The 20,362-nt window shown below is 47.2% G+C and carries 14 protein-coding genes and 2 pseudogenes; 12 read left to right on the forward strand and 4 right to left on the reverse strand.

Annotated features, from left to right (window positions below):
* The first annotated feature begins 313 nt into the window (after nt 1–313).
* The 8 genes from tsaB to lgt all read left to right on the forward strand — a co-directional run bounded on the left by tsaB (nt 314) and on the right by lgt (nt 7,924).
* The gene (tsaB, locus tag B5G04_RS02475; protein ID WP_087395593.1) at nt 314–1,003 is read left to right on the forward strand and encodes a tRNA (adenosine(37)-N6)-threonylcarbamoyltransferase complex dimerization subunit type 1 TsaB; all 690 of its coding nucleotides are present in this window, start codon (nt 314–316) and stop codon (nt 1,001–1,003) included.
* Nucleotides 1,004–1,082: 79 nt separating this feature from the next.
* Entirely contained in the window at nt 1,083–1,703 is a 621-nt protein-coding gene (locus B5G04_RS02480; RefSeq protein ID WP_022040219.1) for a DUF4290 domain-containing protein, read from the forward strand.
* 15 nt (nt 1,704–1,718) lie between these two features.
* On the forward strand, nt 1,719–3,026 hold the full coding sequence (gene murA, locus B5G04_RS02485) for a UDP-N-acetylglucosamine 1-carboxyvinyltransferase (protein ID WP_087250543.1): 1,308 nt from the start codon (nt 1,719–1,721) through the stop codon (nt 3,024–3,026).
* A 5-nt stretch (nt 3,027–3,031) separates the two neighbouring features.
* Entirely contained in the window at nt 3,032–3,547 is a 516-nt protein-coding gene (gene rimM / locus B5G04_RS02490; protein ID WP_087210765.1) for a ribosome maturation factor RimM, read from the forward strand.
* Between the two features lie 35 nt (nt 3,548–3,582).
* Complete coding sequence (locus tag B5G04_RS02495) at nt 3,583–4,434, forward strand: M23 family metallopeptidase (RefSeq protein ID WP_087395596.1); 852 nt, start codon at nt 3,583–3,585, stop codon at nt 4,432–4,434.
* Nucleotides 4,435–4,470: 36 nt separating this feature from the next.
* On the forward strand, nt 4,471–5,631 hold the full coding sequence (locus tag B5G04_RS02500) for a 1-deoxy-D-xylulose-5-phosphate reductoisomerase (RefSeq protein WP_087395598.1): 1,161 nt from the start codon (nt 4,471–4,473) through the stop codon (nt 5,629–5,631).
* A 109-nt stretch (nt 5,632–5,740) separates the two neighbouring features.
* Complete coding sequence (gene rseP, locus B5G04_RS02505; protein ID WP_087395601.1) at nt 5,741–7,081, forward strand: RIP metalloprotease RseP; 1,341 nt, start codon at nt 5,741–5,743, stop codon at nt 7,079–7,081.
* Between the two features lie 21 nt (nt 7,082–7,102).
* Nucleotides 7,103–7,924, forward strand: coding sequence for a prolipoprotein diacylglyceryl transferase (gene lgt / locus B5G04_RS02510; protein WP_087395604.1), 822 nt, complete (start codon nt 7,103–7,105; stop codon nt 7,922–7,924).
* Between the two features lie 337 nt (nt 7,925–8,261).
* Here lgt and B5G04_RS02515 read toward each other — a convergent pair whose 3' ends face one another.
* The gene (locus B5G04_RS02515; RefSeq protein ID WP_239414010.1) at nt 8,262–8,801 is read right to left on the reverse strand and encodes a cyclophilin-like fold protein; all 540 of its coding nucleotides are present in this window, start codon (nt 8,799–8,801) and stop codon (nt 8,262–8,264) included.
* Nucleotide 8,802: 1 nt separating this feature from the next.
* A pseudogene (locus B5G04_RS02520) lies at nt 8,803–9,666 on the reverse strand (alpha/beta hydrolase); the annotation flags it as partial.
* 30 nt (nt 9,667–9,696) lie between these two features.
* Here B5G04_RS02520 and B5G04_RS02525 point away from each other — a divergent pair.
* A pseudogene (locus B5G04_RS02525) lies at nt 9,697–10,332 on the forward strand (helix-turn-helix domain-containing protein); the annotation flags it as partial.
* Nucleotides 10,333–10,453: 121 nt separating this feature from the next.
* Nucleotides 10,454–12,889 carry an alpha/beta fold hydrolase gene (locus B5G04_RS02530; RefSeq protein ID WP_087395611.1) on the forward strand — a complete coding sequence of 812 codons (2,436 nt, stop codon included), beginning with the start codon at nt 10,454–10,456 and terminating at the stop codon, nt 12,887–12,889.
* A gap of 251 nt (nt 12,890–13,140) precedes the next feature.
* On the opposite strand, the gene B5G04_RS02535 is transcribed toward B5G04_RS02530, so the two are convergent.
* On the reverse strand, nt 13,141–14,376 hold the full coding sequence (locus B5G04_RS02535) for an anaerobic sulfatase-maturation protein (protein ID WP_087395614.1): 1,236 nt from the start codon (nt 14,374–14,376) through the stop codon (nt 13,141–13,143).
* A 476-nt stretch (nt 14,377–14,852) separates the two neighbouring features.
* Nucleotides 14,853–15,314, reverse strand: coding sequence for an Lrp/AsnC family transcriptional regulator (locus B5G04_RS02540; RefSeq protein WP_022040231.1), 462 nt, complete (start codon nt 15,312–15,314; stop codon nt 14,853–14,855).
* Nucleotides 15,315–15,508: 194 nt separating this feature from the next.
* Between B5G04_RS02540 and B5G04_RS02545 the strand changes: the two genes are divergently transcribed.
* Both B5G04_RS02545 and B5G04_RS02550 read left to right on the forward strand, forming a co-directional pair.
* Entirely contained in the window at nt 15,509–16,810 is a 1,302-nt protein-coding gene (locus B5G04_RS02545) for an O-acetylhomoserine aminocarboxypropyltransferase/cysteine synthase family protein (protein ID WP_087395616.1), read from the forward strand.
* 327 nt (nt 16,811–17,137) lie between these two features.
* Nucleotides 17,138–20,335 carry a carboxypeptidase regulatory-like domain-containing protein gene (locus tag B5G04_RS02550; protein ID WP_087395620.1) on the forward strand — a complete coding sequence of 1,066 codons (3,198 nt, stop codon included), beginning with the start codon at nt 17,138–17,140 and terminating at the stop codon, nt 20,333–20,335.
* The last annotated feature ends 27 nt before the right edge of the window (nt 20,336–20,362 follow it).

A 20,362-nucleotide genomic window follows, 5' to 3' on the forward strand; every position in this document is an offset into this window, starting at 1 on the left:
CGTGCGATGATTGGGAATGAGCTTTTGAGGCATTTCCAGCCCTAAGAGAGAATTCCCAAGTTTGCAAGACACAATCAACCCAACCGGAAAAACGAAGATATATTCATAAGCCAATCCAACTAACTGCTATAGGCCACGAAGCTAACTGAAACAGGCTTTAAATATATCTTCATTTCGCATATCATTTATTTTAGCTAAAAGAACATCCATAATTGCCACTCCCCTGACACAAACTCAAAAACTTACAAACTCAAAAACTTACAAACTCAAAAAATAATTGTATATTTGCACACTCGTACTTAATAATAGATTTATGTCGTGCATTTTACATATTGAGACCTCTACAGAGGTCTGTTCGGTTGCCGTCAGCCAGGACGGAGCATGTATTTATTCGGAAGAAGACTTCAACGGGCCTTCACATGCCGTGACTTTGGGCGTATATGTAGACCGGGCGTTATCATTTGTTGAAAGCCATGCCATACCGTTAGATGCGGTAGCAGTAAGCTGCGGGCCAGGTTCGTACACAGGTCTCCGTATAGGTGTGTCGATGGCCAAAGGAGTGTGTTACGGACGTGGAGTACCTCTTATCGGACTTCCTACACTGGAAGTGATGTGTGTACCGGTATTACTTCGCCACGAATTGCCAGACGATGCATTGCTTTGCCCGATGATTGATGCGCGTCGTATGGAGGTATATGCTACTATTTATGACCGTGCGTTGCGAGTCGTACGTCCTACAGAAGCAGATGTGATTGACGAGCATTCATATGCAGAATTGCTTGCCGATCATCCCGTATATTTCTTTGGAAACGGTGCGGAAAAGTGCCGGACAAAGCTAACACACCCCAATGCACATTTCATCGAAAAGATCTATCCGTTAGCCAAATGGATGTTCCCTTTGGCTGAAAAGGCAATGGCTATCGAAGATTTTAAGGATGTAGCCTATTTTGAACCTTTTTACCTGAAGGAATTTGTGGCTTCAAAGCCCAAAAAATTATTATAAATGAGTCGGTCCGATGCTTATAAGTATATTAAGAGTCGAGCCAACTAGAACATGAACCCTAGTCCCTAACTTAAAAAATATGGAATATAATACCCAACAACGAAGATTGCCGCTACCGGAATATGGCCGGAGCGTACAAAACATGGTAGACTATGCTTTGACGATAGAAGACCGCAAAGAGCGGCAACGCTGTGCCAATACGATTATAAACATCATGGGAGGCATGTTTCCTTACTTGCGTGATGCAAATGACAACAATCATAAATTGTGGGACCACCTTGCCATTATGTCCGATTTCAAGCTAGATATCGATTATCCGGTGGAGGTAGTAAAAAAGGAAAGCCTGGAAATCAAACCCGACCGCATTCCTTACCCACAACATCGTATCCGTTACCGGCACTATGGCAGCTATATACAGAACCTGATTCGCATAGCTGTCGATTATCCGGAAGGGGAAGAGCGTAAGCGTCTTTTGCAAATGATTGCCAATCACATGAAAAAAGATTACCAGAACTGGAACAACAAGGATGGTATGGAAAACCAGAAAATACTGGATGATTTGTATGAACTTTCAGGAGAAAAAATCAAATTGACCATTGATGATGTGCAATTGGTAGAACAACGCACGATGCCCCGCAGACGCCAAATGAACAATAACAACCAACAGAGAAACAATAACCAGCAAAAAAGGAAGTATTGAAAACCAGAAGACTATATGGCATCATTTGTAATTGAAGGAGGACATAAACTGCACGGCGAAATTATCCCGCAAGGAGCGAAAAACGAAGTGCTGGAGGTTATTTGTGCCACATTGCTGACCGATGAAGAAGTGATTATCAGCAACATTCCGAATATATTGGACGTAAACAACCTTATCCAGCTGCTTCGAGATATGGGGGTAAAGGTAAAAAAGCAGAATGCGGATACATATGCGTTCCGTGCCGATGCTGTCAACTTCGATTATCTGGAAAGCGACGATTTCCTGGCGCGGTGTTCGCGCTTGCGTGGCTCGGTGATGCTGGTAGGACCGCTTGTAGCACGTTTCGGACGTGCGGTCATTTCCAAGCCGGGAGGAGATAAAATCGGACGACGCAGGCTGGATACACACTTCTTGGGAATCCAGAAACTGGGAGCTGATTTTCAATATGATAATCAAAGGGGTACGTTCCGCATTCTGGCAAAGCGATTGAAAGGCACCTATATGTTGCTTGACGAAGCATCGGTAACAGGTACCGCCAACATCGTAATGGCAGCAGTGCTTGCCGAAGGGAAGACCACCATCTACAATGCTGCCTGCGAGCCATACATTCAGCAGCTTTGCCGGATGCTGAACCGCATGGGAGCACATATCGAAGGCATAGCTTCGAACTTGTTGACTATCGAAGGGGTAAAGACATTGAAAGGATGTACACACCGTGTCTTGCCAGACATGATTGAAGTAGGCAGTTTTATCGGTATGGCAGCAATGACAGGAAGTGAAATTACCATTAAAAACGTATCGTACGAGAATCTGGGAATCATCCCAGACAGTTTCCGCCGGTTGGGCATCCGCCTGCAACAACATGGCGATGACATTTTCGTACCTTGCCAAGAACACTACGAAATCGAATCGTTCATCGACGGGTCGATTATGACCATAGCCGATGCGCCTTGGCCCGGACTGACCCCCGACCTGCTAAGCGTCATGCTGGTAGTTGCCACCCAAGCCAAAGGGAGTGTCCTGATTCATCAGAAGATGTTCGAGAGCCGCCTGTTCTTCGTGGACAAGCTTATCGACATGGGTGCCCAGATTATCCTTTGCGACCCGCACCGCGCGGTAGTTATCGGACATGACCGTACGTTCCGGCTTCGCGGAGGCAACATGACATCGCCCGATATACGCGCAGGCATCGCCCTGTTGATAGCCGCACTCGATGCGGAAGGCATCAGCCGTATCCATAACATCGAACAGATAGACCGCGGATACCAATATATCGAACAACGCCTGTCGGCTTTGGGCGCACGTATCACCCGTATTGAATAAAGCGTATGATAAGAAAGGAAGAAGTTTTTAAAATCGGTGTCATCAACAAGCCGCACGGCATAAAAGGAGAAGTGTCTTTCACCTTTACCGATGATATATTCGACCGTGTGGATTGCGATTACCTTATCTTGCTCATGGACGGCATCCTGGTTCCGTTCTTCATGGAGGAATACCGTTTCCGTTCCGATACGGTGGCACTGGTGAAATTCGAAGGCATTGATACCGCCGAGCAGGCACGCAGGTTCACCAACGTAGAAGTGTATTTCCCCAAGAAATTCATGGACGAGCAAGAGGACGTGACTTCCTGGAACTTCTTTATCGGTTTCCGGGTAGAAGATGTGCATCACGGCTATCTGGGAGAGATAACGAATGTAGACGATACTACCCTCAATGTCTTGTTCGCCATCGAGAAAGACGGAGAAGAACTTTTATTGCCTGCCCACGAAGAGTTTATCATCGGTTTAGACCGGGAGAAGAAGGTAATGAAAGTAAACGTGCCCGACGGATTAATCGAACCTTAATATATATAAGGTATAAAATAAATAAGGAGTAAGGTATGAAAAAAACGCGCAAGGCATTTTGGCATAACATCCGGTTCAAGTACAAGCTGAGTATCGTCAACGAGAACACGTTGGAGGAGATCGTGGGGATTCACGTCTCGAAATTGAACGGATTGTCGGTATTGCTGGTGTCGTGTGCGGTGATATTCTGCATAGCTGCAGCCATAATCGTCTTTACGCCTTTACGCAACTATCTGCCCGGCTACATGAACAGTGAAGTGCGTGCACAGGTAGTGGCAAATGCCCTGCGTGCCGATTCGCTACAGGCTGCGCTCGAACGTCAAAACCGCTATGTGATGAATATCCGCGACATTTTAAGCGGACAGGTAAAGGCAGATACGGTGCAGTCTATCGATTCGCTGACCGACTTGCGCGAGGAAGAACTGATAGCACGCTCGAAGGAAGAAGAAGAGTTTGTAAAACAATACGAAGAAAAAGAACGTTATAATCTGACGGCAATTACTGAAGAGGGAGCTGCCGGACTGATTTTCTACCGTCCGGTGCGGGGCGTGATGTCTACGAACTTCAATCCGGACAGCCGCCATTATGGAGTTGATTTGACCGCAAGCCCGAATGAAACGATACTGTCCGTACTGGAAGGCACAATCATCTTCGCCGGTTATACACCCACGTGGGGATACGTCATCCAGATACAGCATCCGCAGAACTTCATCTCGGTGTACAAACACTGCAATTCGTTGATGAAACGCGAAGGCGACAAGGTAAAAGGAGGAGAAGGCATCGCCTTGGTAGGTGATGCCATAGACAAGGACGACAAGCCCCACTTGCACTTCGAGTTATGGCATAAAGGGAATCCGGTCAATCCCGAACAATACGTTGTGTTTTAAATGAAGAATTAAGAATGAAGAATTAAGAATAGGCTCATGAAAAGACAAATAGCGATATTAGGTTCTACAGGTTCTATCGGGACACAAGCCTTGCAAGTCATCAAGGAGCATCCCGACCTGTACGAAGTGTATGCTCTTACGGCAAACAATCAGGTGGATTTGCTTGCCCGACAGGCACGCGAATTCCAGCCCGAAGCCGTTGTGATAGCCAATGAAGACAAATATCCGGCACTGAAAGAAGCACTCTCCGACTTGCCCGTAAAAGTGTATGCCGGAAAAGACGCACTGGCTCAGATTGTAGAATCCCAACCGATTGACATCGTTTTAACCGCTATGGTGGGCTATGCCGGTCTGCTGCCTACAATGAATGCCATCCGTGCGGGAAAGACCATCGCCCTTGCCAATAAGGAAACCATGGTCGTAGCGGGTGAGATTATCAATGCTCTGGCACAAGAATATCATACCCCTATTCTTCCGGTAGACTCGGAACACTCGGCAATTTTCCAATGCCTGGAGGTGAACAATCCTGTATCGAAGGTGATTCTTACCGCGTCGGGTGGCCCGTTCCGCACGTACACCATCGACCAGCTCCGCACGGTCACCAAGGCGCAGGCTTTGCATCATCCCAACTGGCACATGGGAGCCAAAATAACCATCGACTCGGCTTCGATGATGAACAAGGGCTTCGAAGTAATCGAAGCCAAATGGCTCTTCGGCGTGCGCCCCGAACAGATTGAGGTAGTAGTACATCCCCAGTCGGTCATCCACTCGATGGTGGAGTTCGAGGACGGAGCGGTAAAAGCCCAGTTAGGCGTGCCCGATATGCGTCTGCCCATCCAATACGCTTTCTCCTACCCCAAGCGGGTTTCCCTTTCGGGAGAGCGGCTGGACTTTGCCAAATACAATACGCTGACTTTCGAGAAGCCCGACACGGAACGTTTCCGCAACTTGGCTTTGGCATACGAGGCACTGCATCAGGGAGGCAACATGCCCTGCATCGTAAATGCCGCCAATGAAGTGGTGGTTGCGGCATTCCTGGAAGACAAGATTTCGTTCCTCGGCATGAGTGAGGTCATCGAGAAAACCATGACACGCGTGCCGTTTATCCAGCGCCCGAGGTATGAAGACTATGTGGCTACCGATGCCGAAACACGGCGCATTGCCGCAGAATTAGTGATAAACAAGATGACAAGGTGACAAGACAACAAGGTGACAAGGCTTAAAATACCTTGGGAGAACATTCCAAAACCTTGTCAACTCGTCCTTTTCACCTTGCCAACTAAAAAATTAAAAACAAGAAAACGATATGGAAACATTTTTGATTCGTGCTCTCCAACTCATTCTCAGCCTTTCGCTGCTGGTAATTGTGCACGAAGGAGGACACTTTTTCTTTGCCCGCCTCTTTAAGATACGGGTAGAGAAGTTTTATATTTTCTTCGACCCGTGGTTTGCCTTGTTCAAATACAAGCCCAAACATAGCGATACGGAGTATGGTATAGGCTGGCTACCCTTGGGAGGGTATTGCAAAATTTCCGGTATGATTGACGAATCAATGGATACCGAACAGATGAAAAAGCCGCCTCAGCCATGGGAATTCCGCTCGAAGCCTGCAGGCCAACGGCTTCTGGTAATGGTGGGCGGAGTGCTGATGAACTTCATCCTTGCCTTGTTTATTTATTCCATGATTCTTTTTACATGGGGCGATTCGTACATTGCCCTGAAGGACATGACGTATGGAATGAAATTTAATGAACAGGCAAAAGAGATAGGTTTTCGTGACGGGGATATTCTCCTAAGTGCCGACGGTGAGGAATTAACCCGCTTCAACGGAGACATGATTCGGAGCATCGTCGAAGCGCGCGAAGTGACCGTGCTTCGCGATGGAGAAGAGAAACAAATCCTGATGCCCGAACTGAGCCTGCTCGATGTAGCCCAACAGAGTCCGATGTTCGTATCCGTATTCCAGCCGAATGTAGTGGATTCGGTCATAGCCGGAGGAGGATTTGCACAGGCAGGCATCCAAAAGGGAGACTCACTTGTAGCATTCAACGGTACGGAAATCAATTCTTGGAACGAGTTCTTAGACCAGATGAACCGCCTTCAACTGAACGCCGAATTGCAGGAAAAGACTTCGGGCGAGTTCACATTGGTTTATTCACGTGCCGGAATACGGGATACAGTCAATGTACAGACGGATGCCAGCTTCAAGGTAAACGCCTACGGAGGCTTGATCGATTATAAAGTGACCGATGTGTCGTATGGCTTTTTCCAGTCTTTCCCAGCAGGTGTTATGTTAGGAATCAATACATTGAAAGGATATGCCAACGACATGAAGTATGTCTTTACCGCCGAAGGAGCCAAGAGTCTGGGAGGTTTCGGTACCATCGGAAGCATCTTCCCAAAGGTATGGGACTGGCAACGTTTTTGGGAAATGACCGCGTTCCTCTCCATCATCCTCGCCTTTATGAACATCTTGCCTATTCCGGCGCTCGATGGCGGACACGTATTGTTCCTGCTCTACGAAATCATCGCCCGCCGCAAGCCGAGCGACAAGTTTATGGAATATGCGCAGATGGTAGGCATGTTCCTGCTCCTTGCCCTCCTCATTTGGGCGAACTTCAACGATGTGATGCGGTTTATTTTCTAATATAAATATAAAGGAAAATAGATGAACCTGCTTTACATTCATTGGAATCCCGACCCCGTACTGTTCCACATCGGAAATTTCGGACTTCGGTGGTATAGCATCTTCTGGATGATTGCCATTCTGGCAGCTTGCCAAGTAGTGTACAAGCTCTATCAAGTGAGGAAATTTCCGATAGATACTTACCAGTCGCTGTTCGTATATTGCATGGTAGGTACATTTGTGGGTGCCAGGTTGGGTCATTGCCTATTCTATGACCCTTCCTACTTCCTGGCACATCCCTTGGAAATCGTACTTCCAGTCCGCTTTCTTCCCAACGGAGACTGGATATTTACGGGTTATGCCGGACTTGCCAGCCACGGAGGGACGTTGGGCTTGATTATCGCCCTGTATTTCTTTTGCCGGAAAACCAAGATGCACTACTTGGACATACTCGATATGTTGGGCATCGCCGCACCGGTAGCTTCAGGCTTCATCCGCCTTGCCAACCTGATGAATTCCGAAATCATCGGCATGCCGGCCAATCTTCCTTGGGCGTTTGTCTTCGAGCAGGTCGACCTCCAGCCCTGCCATCCTGCCCAGCTATACGAAGCCCTTGCCTATTTCGTGTTCTTCGGCATCATGGTCTGGATATTCCGGAAGCGAAAAGACAACGTACGCAAAGGGTTCTACTTCGGGCTCTGCATCACCCTGATATTTACGTTCCGCTTTTTCATCGAGTTCCTCAAAGAACGTCAGATGGATTTCGAGAATGCCATGCCCATCGACATGGGGCAGGTATTGAGCATTCCCTTCATCGCACTGGGGCTTTATTTCGTGTTGCGCCGGAAAACGGTCAAAGCATGAGCAAATGTAAGAAACTGTTTTGAATTTCTCCAAAAAGTTTTTCTCGTCTTGATGTATTCGTTTTCGTGTGTGCTTTGGGCGATTTTTTGGTTCTTTCCGCTTCTGTTCTTTGTCAGATAGCCCGCTATCTTCCTCATCACAGAAGCGGAAATGCCTCAAAAACTCATCCCAAATCATTACACGATAAATTCAAAATAGTTTCTAAATCAAATACGGAAGCAACGGTTTCGGGGGAGAAATAAAAAAAACGGATGAGAAAGGTTGATAATATTCTTTTCTTTGTTACGCCGGAACACAAATCCGGTGTAACAAAGAATACACAAATCATCGACAGGTATTACCGGACTTCAAACCTTATACTTACATCTCCACCTCCCAAGGCTGCGGCAAGCCCCTCGGGATTGTCTATCTGCCCCAAGCGTGTGTAACTATAGCCGGACGAAAAAGTTTCGTAAAACAAGACGACGCAAGACGAGCCGTAAAGCATCAGGTCGCCTGTCTGGATTGTCCCCGGACGATAGCTGTCCGTAGGCAGATTTTCCGATAAGTAATGGTATTTCTCGTTGCCGTTCATCTCGCTCATATCCAGCCTAAGGGGGAGCATGGCTGCAAAAACCCGTGCAGCCTCATTGTCTGCCAGCGTAGCGGCAAACGATGTTCCGTTTACTGAAATTGTAATATTTCTTTCCATGGATGCATTGTCATCACCGTTATTGTTATCGTTGTTTCCTTCATAATCGCCCTCATTTTCATCAGATGGCGGAGCGGGAACTTCCGTCCTTTCCTCCATCGGGTCATCGTCCGAGCAGGCAATAAGGGCATTTGCCGTAAAAAGGAGGAAAATAGCCACTCCACAGCAGTAAATCAACCGTTTCATATCACTTCAGGTATTGGTTGTAAAACTCGACTATCTTGCCGAACGGTATCTTTTCCAGGTTGTCGTACAGGTCGGTGTGGCTGGCTCCCAGCACGATATACAATTCCTTGTTGTCACCTTTCAGTTTCTTGAAGGCATCCTCACCGAAATAGCGCGAATGTGCCTTTTCGCCATGCACCACCAATACGGCACTGCGGATTTCATCGCTGTAAGCCAAAATGGGCATATTGAGAAGTGAAAGCGAGGAAGTGACGTTCCACCCCAGACCTGAATTGATGGAACGGGAGTGATAGCCACGCTTCGTTTTATAATAGTCATAATAATCCTTCATAAATTGTGGCGCGTCATCGGCAGGCTGGGGATTCATCACCGTGCGCTTGTACGTGCCGTTGCGATAGTCTTCCGTCCGTTGGGCATTCAGTTGCTTGCGCATTTCATAGCGGGCGCCCGCATTGTCATTGGCATCGAAGTAGCCGTTTGCCGTCCCCCGACAGATGTCATACATCGTGGAAGCCACCGTCGCTTTGATGCGCGTATCCATAGCCGCCGCGTTGATGGCAAAACCTCCAAAGCCACAGATGCCGAGTATGCCGATGCGCTCCGGGTCTACATCGTCACGGGTGGACAGATAGTCCACCGCCGCACTGAAGTCTTCCGTGTTGATGTCCGGCGATGCCACACTACGGGGTTGCCCGCCGCTTTCTCCAGTAAAAGAGGGGTCGAAAGCAATGGTCAGGAAACCGTGCTCTGCCAATGTCTGCGCATACAGTCCCGATGCCTGCTCTTTCACTGCCCCGAACGGTCCACTGACCGCGATGGCTGGGAGCTTGCCTGCCGCGTTCTTGGGTTTATACAAGTCGGCAGCATCCACCGTATCGAAGAGGGACCTGTGCCTGAAGCCGATGCACTGTTGTTTCATCCCGATTTTCTGTTCCGTACCCCATTGGCACAGAAAATGAAGCAATATAGTTTCTTTTCGTATGCTTCCAATGAGGCGTTGCACTTGTCTGCGGACGAACGTGTCATCGTGCAGGACTATATGAACAAGATAGCCCATGAACTGGAGCACCCCATCGACAGGTTTTCCAAACCGCTGATAATCTCCAACATTGAAGTGCTGCTCAATTATTGCATGCGCTTTTATGAACGTCAGTTCGTCACGCGCGAAGTGCTGAACAACGATGTCCTTATCCGTTTCGAGCAATTGCTGGACGAGTATTGGGATTCCGGCACGGCACACCTGCAAGGGCTTCCCACCGTGAAATATTTTGCTGAAAAAGTTTGCCTTTCTCCCAACTATTTTGGCGATTTGGTAAAATCAGAAACAGGCAAGAGCCCGCATGAACTTATCCAATCCAAAATAACGGAAATCGCAAAGAGTGCTCTTCTTGACCCCAAGATGAACACGAAACAGGTAGCGGACATGTTGGGATTCCAATATCCGCAACACTTCCTGCGCTTCTTCAAGAAAAAAGTAGGATGTACCCCAAAGGAATATCGTACTCAAAACAACTTGGCTGTATGTAGTTAATCAGAAATGGATTGCGAAAAATCAGTGTGATTCTTTATTTGAATATCCGCAAAACCGATACACTTACTTGCATTTTTCGTATCTTTGGGGCTTGAAATAAATTTTAATACAAGCAGAGTTTATGAAAATACGCATTTTATCCCTTATGCTCTTGGGACTTGCCCTTCAGGCAATGCCTTCCGTTGCCCAAGAGCGTCTGCCCGAATACCTTCAGGCAGAGAAATTCACACGAGAAAAACTGAACACGATGCTGTTCTCTACCAAAGTCGACCCGCATTGGTTCCCGACCGGAAACGATTTTTGGTTCGAATACAAAACCAGCGAAGGCACATCGTGGTATGTAGTCGACCCCGACGCACGCCGGAAGACTCCGCTATTCGACCGCGATGAATTGGCATCCCAACTTACCGAAATCGTTCACGACCCGTTCGAGGCACGCCATTTGCCCATCCAAAACCTGAAAGTGAAAGAAGACGGACGTACCTTTACCTTCGAAGTAACCTCTTCGCAAGACAAGAAGCCGAAGAAGGATGACAAGAAAAAGGCAGACACCCCCGAAAAGGAAGTATTTTATTTCTCCTACGATTATCCGACACGCAAGTTGACCCTGCTGACCGAAGAAGCCAAGGAACCGAAACGGCTGGACTGGGCATCGGTCTCTCCCGACGGACAAACGGTGGTATATGCCAAGGACTGCAACCTCTACCGCATGAGCATCGCCGATTACCGCAAGGCGCAAAAGGACGAAAAGGACAGTACGATTGTAGAAATCCAGTTGACGAAAGACGGAAGCGAGCACTTCGGCTATGGCATTCCTTACAGCATATTGAATACCGATACCCTGTGCAACGGCAAACGCCGGGGCGTATGGGGATACTGGTCGCCCGACTCGAAACATTTCGTGACCGTAGTGACCGACGAGCGCAAGGTGAAAGACCTGTGGGTCATCAACTCCACGGCTTCTCCCCGTCCCACACTGGAGACTTACCGCTACCAGATGCCGGGCGAGATGGATGCTCCCGAAGACCACCTGTACATCTTCGACATGACCACGAACACCCGGAAAGAAATCCGTACGGCAGCATGGAAGAACCAGACTTTGGCAATTGAAAACCGCCCGCTCCAGATGAAAGAACGTGACGCGGAGCTGATCCCCGTTGTATGGCAGGGTGACAACAACCGCTTCTTCCTGACCCGCAGCAGCCGCGACCTGCACCGCATCGATGTATGTACGTACACCATCGGACAAGACTCCATCGTCCCCATCGTAAAAGAACGGATGAACACCTATCAGGAAACACGCCCCATTCAGGTATTCAACGGTGGGAAAGAGTTTATCCAATGGAGCGAGCGAGACGGCTGGGCACACCTTTATTTATATGATGACCAAGGAAACCTGAAAAACCGCATCACCAAAGGACCGTGGCACGTAGAGCGTGTCGTGAAGGTAGACCCTGCCACCCGCACCATCTACTTCACTGCCAACGGACGCGAAGCGAACGAGAATCCTTATTACGAACACTTGTATAAAGTGAATGCCGACGGAAGCGGCTTGAAACGGCTGACCGAAGGCGAATACTTCCACGAGACAGACATGGATGACGATGCGCGTTTCATCGTAGACAATTATTCGCGGGTAAATACCGTTCCGAATGCTGTCCTGATAGACCGCAACGGAAATAAGGTGATGGATTTGCAGGAAAGCGATTTCTCCCAGCTTTTTGCCGCAGGCTACCAGTTCCCCGAACTCTTTACGGTAAAAGCTGCCGATGGTGTGACCGACCTCTATGGCGTGATGTACAAGCCCTATAATTTCGATTCGACCAAAGTCTATCCGATAGTCGACTACGTATATCCCGGTCCGCAGGTAGAAGCGGTCTATTATCCGTTTACCCGCATGAGCGTACGCACCGACCGCCTGGCGCAGGCCGGCTTTATCGTGATTTCGGTAGGGCAGCGCGGAGGACACCCCAGCCGCTCGAAATGGTATCACAACTACGGATACGGAAACATGCGCGACTATCCCCTTGCCGACCATAAAGCAGCGGTAGAGCAACTGGCGGCACGCTACAAATACATCGACATCGACCGCGTAGGCATTCACGGGCACTCGGGAGGCGGATTCATGTCTACCGCCGCTATCCTTCAGTATCCTGATTTCTACAAAGCCGCCGTGTCGTGTGCCGGGAATCATGATAACCGCATCTACAACCGCTGGTGGAGCGAGACCCATCACGGCGTAAAAGAAGAGATTACCGAAAAGGGAGACACAACCTTTGTGTACAAGATAGCGACAAATCCCGAAATAGCCAAACAGCTGAAAGGACACCTGATGCTGGTACACGGCGACATCGACAACAACGTACATCCGGCAAACACCATCCGCGTAGTAGACGCGTTGATTCGTGCCAACAAACGCTTTGAGATGCTTATCCTCCCCGGCCAGCGTCACGGCTTCGGCGATATGGACGAGTATTTCTACTGGCGCATGGTAGACTTCTTCTCGCGCTGGCTGAACGGAAAAGCCGAAGATTCGGTAGATATTCCCCGAAGGTGAATTTAGAAGCTGTTTTGAATTTCTCCAAAAAGTTTTTCTTGGCTTGATGTATCCGTTTTCGTGTGTGCTTTGGGCGATTTTTGGGTCCTTTCCGCTCCTGTTCTTCGTCAGATAGCCCGCTATCTTCCTCATCACAGAAGCAAAAATGCCTCAAAAACTCATCCCAAATCATCGCACGATAAATTCAAAACAGCTTCTTACTGTTTTTTGGAGAGGTGTCAAACTGGCACTCCTCCAAAATTAACCAGTAATCAGAATATCGAAGGCTTGGTTCGAAGGATTTCCATTATATTGACAGGAGGACGTTGTGCTGTCAATTCACGTGCCATAAAGTCCATATAAGGTGCCACGTGGGCAAAATATTTGTAAAATCCGGGACAAAGATAATTCAATCCATATTCTCCGTCCGAAGTCAAGCAAAAACGGTTTTTGGGACATTCTCCGTTACAGGCGAAAAGATAAGGACATTCCTTGCATTGATGTGGCAGTCTTGAACGTTTAGCCAAGCCAAATTGCCGTTGTTGTTCTCCATACATCATTTCTACAAGCGTCTTTTCACGAATGTTTCCCAATTTGTATTGTGGGAAAACAAAATGGTCGCACGAATAGACATCACCGTTAAATTCCATTACTCCCGCATGTCCACATATCGGAGCCAGTGTGCATATTCCCGGACTGGTTCCCACCCAATTAGCAAGGGTCGCATCAAATAACTGAATGAAGTACTTTCCTACATCATTTTGCACCCATTCATCGAAAATGGCACAAAGAAAGTTTCCCCATTGCAGAGGCGATACGGAAAAAGCTGCCAAATTTTCTTTGCCAGTCTTATCCACAGAAGCCAAATAACGTCCGTCACTATGATGTGTGATACGTTCTACAACAGGAGCAAATTGAATATAATGGCATCCTATCTGCTTGAAGAAATGATAAAATTCCAATGGATAATCTCCATTGAGGTTGTTTACGACAGCCATAGCATTCCATTCTACACCCCGTTTATTCAGTAAATGAATGCCGTTCATTACTTTGGAAAAAGAAGGATTTCCCCCTCGTGTTTTCCGATAAGCATCGTGAAATTTTTGAGGACCGTCAATCGAAACGCCTACCAGCCAGCCGTTCTCGTGAAAAAAACGACACCATTCTTCATTTAATAACGTGCCATTGGTTTGAATACAATTGTCTATTATGCGACCCTGTGCATATTTACGTTGCAACTCCAAAGCTTTCCGATAAAAACTCAATGGACGCATCAAAGGTTCTCCACCATGCCAAGTAAATAGTATCTGAGACGTGGTTTGCGACTGGATATATTCTTTAATGAATTTTTCCAGCAATTCATCGCTCATAATAGAAACATTTTTTTGAGGATATAAGTTTTGCTTTTCCAAATAGTAGCAATAATCGCATCTCAGATTACATAAAGCACCTCCAGCTTTTAACATAATGTAAAGCGGACGTGCAAAAGGGGCTAATGTATTACTCATGTTATGGTATATAAAATTAAGTAGATGTTGAAAATCAGTTTGTATAAAATCTGCGTTTCTGATAAATATCATTAAGAGCCTGTTTAAATTTTGCTCAGGTTAATTTTGCGAATTGTTTTCGAGGATGTTTTTCTGATTTTATGAGGAGGATAGCGGGCTATCTGACGAATAAAATCGGGAAAACAGACCGGAAACAAACGAAAAAGAACCTGATAGAATATTACTTTATTGGAAAATTTAAACGACAGGCTCTTAATTTTGCATACACATTAAATGTCCGCAATTTGCCAATCTGACCGTATAAAAATGCAGTAGTACTGCATTTTCCGATAAAGTCTCTATTCATTTTTAGGGAGATGTATTGACTGTTTGCAGTATTCATTTGTAAAAATTAGAGTTTCTTAGAAACGGTTTCGTTTTTTGACTCATGACGGATTTTTGCAACTCTCCATTAAAAAACAGCCTTTCCCCTATTTTTAAAAATGAATACCGTATGTATGTTTCAACTCATCCATCACAAAGACACTTTCCAGCGAACTTAGATGTTCAATAGTACCTAAGACATTGAGTATGAATGCTTGATAATGTTTCATATCCTTGGCATGGATTTTTAGCAAATAATCATAGCTTCCAGAAATGTTGTAACATTCGGTCACTTCTGGAATCCCTTGCACAATGCGACTGAAATCTTGGGCAATGTCACGGTTAAGACGAGTCATCTTCACTTTACAAAAAACAATAAACCCCTGGTGAAGTTTTTCAGCATCTACTATCGCCATATATTTCTTAATGTATCCATTTGCTTCCAGCCGCTTCAGACGTTCGAACACTGGAGTAGATGACAGGCTGACCCGTGCGGCAAGTTCTTTAGTCGTAAGCCGGGCATTTTCTTGCAAAACACGAAGAATCTGCAAATCTATTTTATCTAATGTTTCCATAAAAGAATTCTATTCTGTTTTATATCCCTTTTGGAATATTACATTGTGCAGTTATTCTATTTTAGGATACAAATATAGATAGATTTTCCAAATAAAGAACAAACATTGATTGTTATTTCCAGAATTACTTATTTTGCAGAAAAATATTTAGAAGAAATTCAAAACAGTTTCTCAATAATCTTTATAAAAAAACAATGGACAAGACTAAACTTCATTTCGAAACGTTGCAATTGCATGCCGGACAAGAATTGCCCGATCCCACAACTGGTGCACGTGCCGTTCCTATTTACCAGACCGCTTCGTATGTGTTCCACGATTGCCGACATGCTGCAGACCGCTTCGCTTTGCGCGATGCCGGAAATATCTACGGACGTCTCACCAACGACACCCAGCGAGTATTGGAAGAACGCATGGCTACCCTTGAAGAAGGAGTGGCAGCTTTGGCTGTAGCCTCTGGAGCTGCAGCAGTAACTTACGCCTTGCAGAACATTTTACATGCAGGCGACCATTTGGTAGCAGCCGATAACCTCTATGGAGGCTCGTACAACCTGATTACACACACGCTTGCTGAACAGGGAATTACACATACCATTGTCCGCATCAACGACCTGCATGCGCTGGAAGCTGCCATTCGTCCCGAAACAAAAGCGGTGTATGCAGAAACATTCGGCAATCCTCATTCGGATATTACCCACATAGAAGCTGTGGCAGAAGTAGCACACCGTCACGGAATACCTTTGATTGTAGATAATACCTTTGGTACTCCTTTTCTTATCCGTCCCATCGAGCATGGAGCAGACATAGTGGTTCACTCCGCTACCAAGTTTATCGGTGGCCATGGTACTTCGCTGGGCGGAATCATTGTAGACAGCGGACGTTTCGACTGGAAAGCCTATCCGAACCGCTTTCCTACAATGACTCTTCCCGACCCGAACTATCACGGAAACATTTTTACCGATGTGGCAAAAGAAGCAGCATTTGTCACCCGCATTCGGGCTGTCCTGCTCCGAGATACGGGAGCAACCATCTCACCTTTCAATGCTTTCCTGCTGTTGCAGGGACTTGAAACCTTGTCACTGCGCGTAGAGCGTCATGTGACCAATGCCCTAAAAGTAGTAAAATACCTTGCAACACACCCCATGGTGGCAAAAGTCAATCACCCTTCCCTACCTTCACATCCCAACCATGCACTGTATCTTCGCTATTTTCCACAAGGTGGTGGAAGTATCTTTACTTTCGAGATAAAAGGCGGACAAAATGAAGCATGGCGTTTCATCGATTCACTGAAAATCTTTTCACTTTTGGCAAATGTAGCGGATGTGAAAAGCCTGGTGATTCATCCTGCCACTACCACCCATTCGCAGCTTTCGCCTGAAGAGCTGAAAACGCAACACATCACGCCAGCTACCATCCGGCTTTCCATCGGTACTGAGCATATTGATGACCTGTTGGAAGATCTGGCACAAGCATTTGAAGCTTGCAATATACCCGATTAATAGAAAACATTACATGATAGAATAGCTTTTATACTTCTCGCAGCTATATAGCATTGGCTTTTATACTTTAAAGACAGCACTCAAGCATGCTTTTTGATGAACATAAGTGAATTGGCAGTCTCACATAAGTAACTCAGTCATCCCACATAAGTAAGTCGGTCTTATCACTTATGTTCGTTTGAGAGTGTCTTTTGGCAAATTTCTTTTCGTACCATGTAATATCCACGTAACACAAATCACACGGTTTCTTTACACATCGGTCATGGAGATGTAATACGCCTGCTTTACTTTTGTTGCATCAATTTAACAAACACTTAACTAAAGATTATGACAACAAAAATCAAGCAAGCGTTATTGCTTCTCTGTATCCTGTTCATCCTGCCGGGATACTTGTTTGCCCAAGATGACCGTGCCGTTATTACGGGTATTGTGACCGACGAAACCAATCTGGGAGTCATCGGTGCCACTGTGCAAGTAAGAAACGAGTCAACGGGCTTCAGCACAGGCTCTATCACGAACGAGAATGGTGAATATACCATCAAACAGCTTCCGTTGGGAGGTCCGTACACAATTAAGGTGTCCTACATCGGATATGGTGACCAGACGAAAAGCGGATATACGCTGAACCAAGGCGACCAGGTGCGTATCGATTTCCAGATGAAAGAAGAATCCATTACCATGGAAGCCGTGGAAGTGGTTGCCAACTCATTGAAAAATACCATTGCCACTACCGGTTCGGCAACTTCAGTCACCGAACAAGACCTGGAAAAACTTCCGGTAAACGGACGTAACTTTACTTCGCTGGTCGACCTATCCCCGCTCAGCACCGGCTCCAGCCTTTCGGGCCAGTTGGCTTCTTCTACCAACTATACCATCGATGGTATGACGGCAAAGAATCCGACTTCGGGAGGTAGTACAACGAGCCGTAACGGAGTGCCTTACGCCATCTCCATGGAGGCTATCCGTGAGTTTAAGGTAGTGACCAACCAATACGATGTGACTAACGGACGTGCCGGAGGAGGTACGGTAAGCACTGTAACCAAGTCGGGTACGAATACCTTGACCGGTAGTGCGTTCGTATACGGACGTGCCAACTGGCTCTCCAGCCCGTATGACATCCGTGGCAACAAGCGGAGCAACGACTTCTCCACCTACCAGTTCGGTGCCTCGCTGGGAGGAGCTATTGTGAAAGACCGTGCCCACTTCTTCATTACGTGGGACCATCAGGCAGACTCTCGCCCACTCTATATCGCCGATATCCAAAACGCTACCGACGAACAACGCTATAACCTCAGCTTGGAGACGCGCGACCGCTTCCTGCAAATCGCACGCGACAAATACGGCGTGTCAAACAATCCGCAATTCGGAGCTTTCGATAAGAAGCAAAGTACCGATGCCGTATTTGCCCGTATAGACTGGCAGATTAACGCCACCAACCTCTTGACCTTCACCGACAACTTCGTGAACGACATGAACAACCTGGGACTGAGCGACAACACCACCATAAACCTGTATGAAACTTACGGCGATGTACACTCGCTGAACAACAGTGCCATGGCAACGCTGCGTTCGGTAGTAGGTCCGCGCGGAACGAACGAATTGAAGGTGCAACACCTTTATACATTGGAGAAATCCATGCCGGGCGATGAACTTCCTTCCGCCAACATCCCGCGTGCCATTGTACAAAACGTATCATCGGTAGTAAATGGTGACAACGTACAGACCAACATCCAGTTAGGCGGCCAACGTTATTGCCCCGAAAACTTCTACAACCATGTGTTGCAAGTTGTGGATAACTTCTATTACAACACAAAACGAATCAATTATACCTTCGGTGTAGACCTGATGTACACCCACATGAATTCGCGCTACGGAAGCGAGACCAACGGACGCTTCTACTTTAACGGACTGGACGCTTTTGAAAGCCTTACCCCTTCCCGTTATGTACGCGAACTCTACCTTACGGCAGACGACCGCGTGAAACAGAACATCATGAACGCCGGTGCTTACGCGCAATTGCAGACCAAGCTGTTCCCCGGTTTCGAGCTGATAGCCGGACTCCGCTTGGACAACGCTACCTATTTCAATAAAGGAACATTCAACCAGACCGTGTACGATGACTTAGGCTTACGCACCGACAACGGTCTCTCTACTTTCCAAGTACAGCCCCGTGTGCAAATCACCTGGGACATCAATGACAAGCACCGCGACATCATCCGTTTGGGCGGCGGTATCTTTGCCTCGGACATCAACAACTATGCGATGATTAACAACATGGTGTTCGACGGAACCCGCACGGCATCTATCGATGTAACGCTTGACCCGAGAAACGCCAACTATAATGAATTGCTTAACCTGCTACGTCCCGACTTCCCTGCCTATCGCCAAGATCCATCGAAGGCTCCGGGAACAGAACTGTTCAACAATCCGAACATAGAAAAGCTCTCCACCATTAACCTAAACGGAGCAGATTGCAAGGTACCGGTCATCTACAAGGCGAACCTTTCGTACACCCATTTCTTCAACGACCGCCTGAAAGTAACCGTAGGCGGATATATGACCTTGGGACGGAACAACTACATGTACGTAGACCGCAACATGGTAGACCAGCCTTACTTCCGCCTTGCAGCCGAAGGCAACCGAGGCATTTATGTGCCAGCAGAGACCATTAAAGACAATGGTGAAGTGGACTGGAGAGAAAGCCGTAAGACCAAAAATGTGGGTCGTGTGTTGGAAATGGTGAGCGAAGGCAAAGTCAACCAGTTCGCCTTCGTGGTAGAAGGAACGTGGAGATACTTCAAGGATGGACAGCTCTCGGTAAGCTATACCTGGAACGATACAAAAGACAATACCTCGTACAACGGAAACGTGGCAAACTCGGCAACCCTCTCGCAAATGGTGGTAGACGACCCACGCGACTTGAGCAAAATGACTTACTCCAACAACCAGTTCCGCCACAAAGTAGTGGTTTACGGAACAGCTCCCACTTTCTGGGGCATCAGCATCGGCGCACGCTTCTCGGGCATCGGCGGAACACGTTATTCGCTTGCCGTAAGCGGAAACCTGAACGGAGACTTTGTAGATTCGAATGATTTGGCTTACATTTACGACCCGAACGACCCTGCCACCCCACAATACTTGCGCGACGGCATCAATGACATCTTGAACAATCCGGAAGTAGAACAAAGCACCAAGGACTATATCCGTAAGAGCTTTGGCAAGGTGGCTGAACGCAACGGTGGTGTAAACGGTTTCTACGGCACACTTGATTTGCGTCTTACCAAGAAGTTCAATCTCTACAAAAAACACAGTCTGGAATTGTCGGTCGACATCTTCAATGTGGCAAACCTGCTGAACAAAGACTGGGGTGCCGGACACACCTTGGGCAAGCAGAACATCTACTCTATCAAGAGCTTCGACCAAGATACCAAACAGTTTGTATATAACGTGAACCCGAACACCGGCGTGTCGAGCCTGAACGGTACACCGTACCAGTTCCAGATAGGCTTGAGATACGCATTCTGATTTAAGAGTTGACTAGGTATCAGGTAC

This window comes from Bacteroides sp. An51A, assembly GCF_002161565.1.
GTDB classification, from domain to species: Bacteria; Bacteroidota; Bacteroidia; order Bacteroidales; family Bacteroidaceae; genus Phocaeicola; species Phocaeicola intestinalis.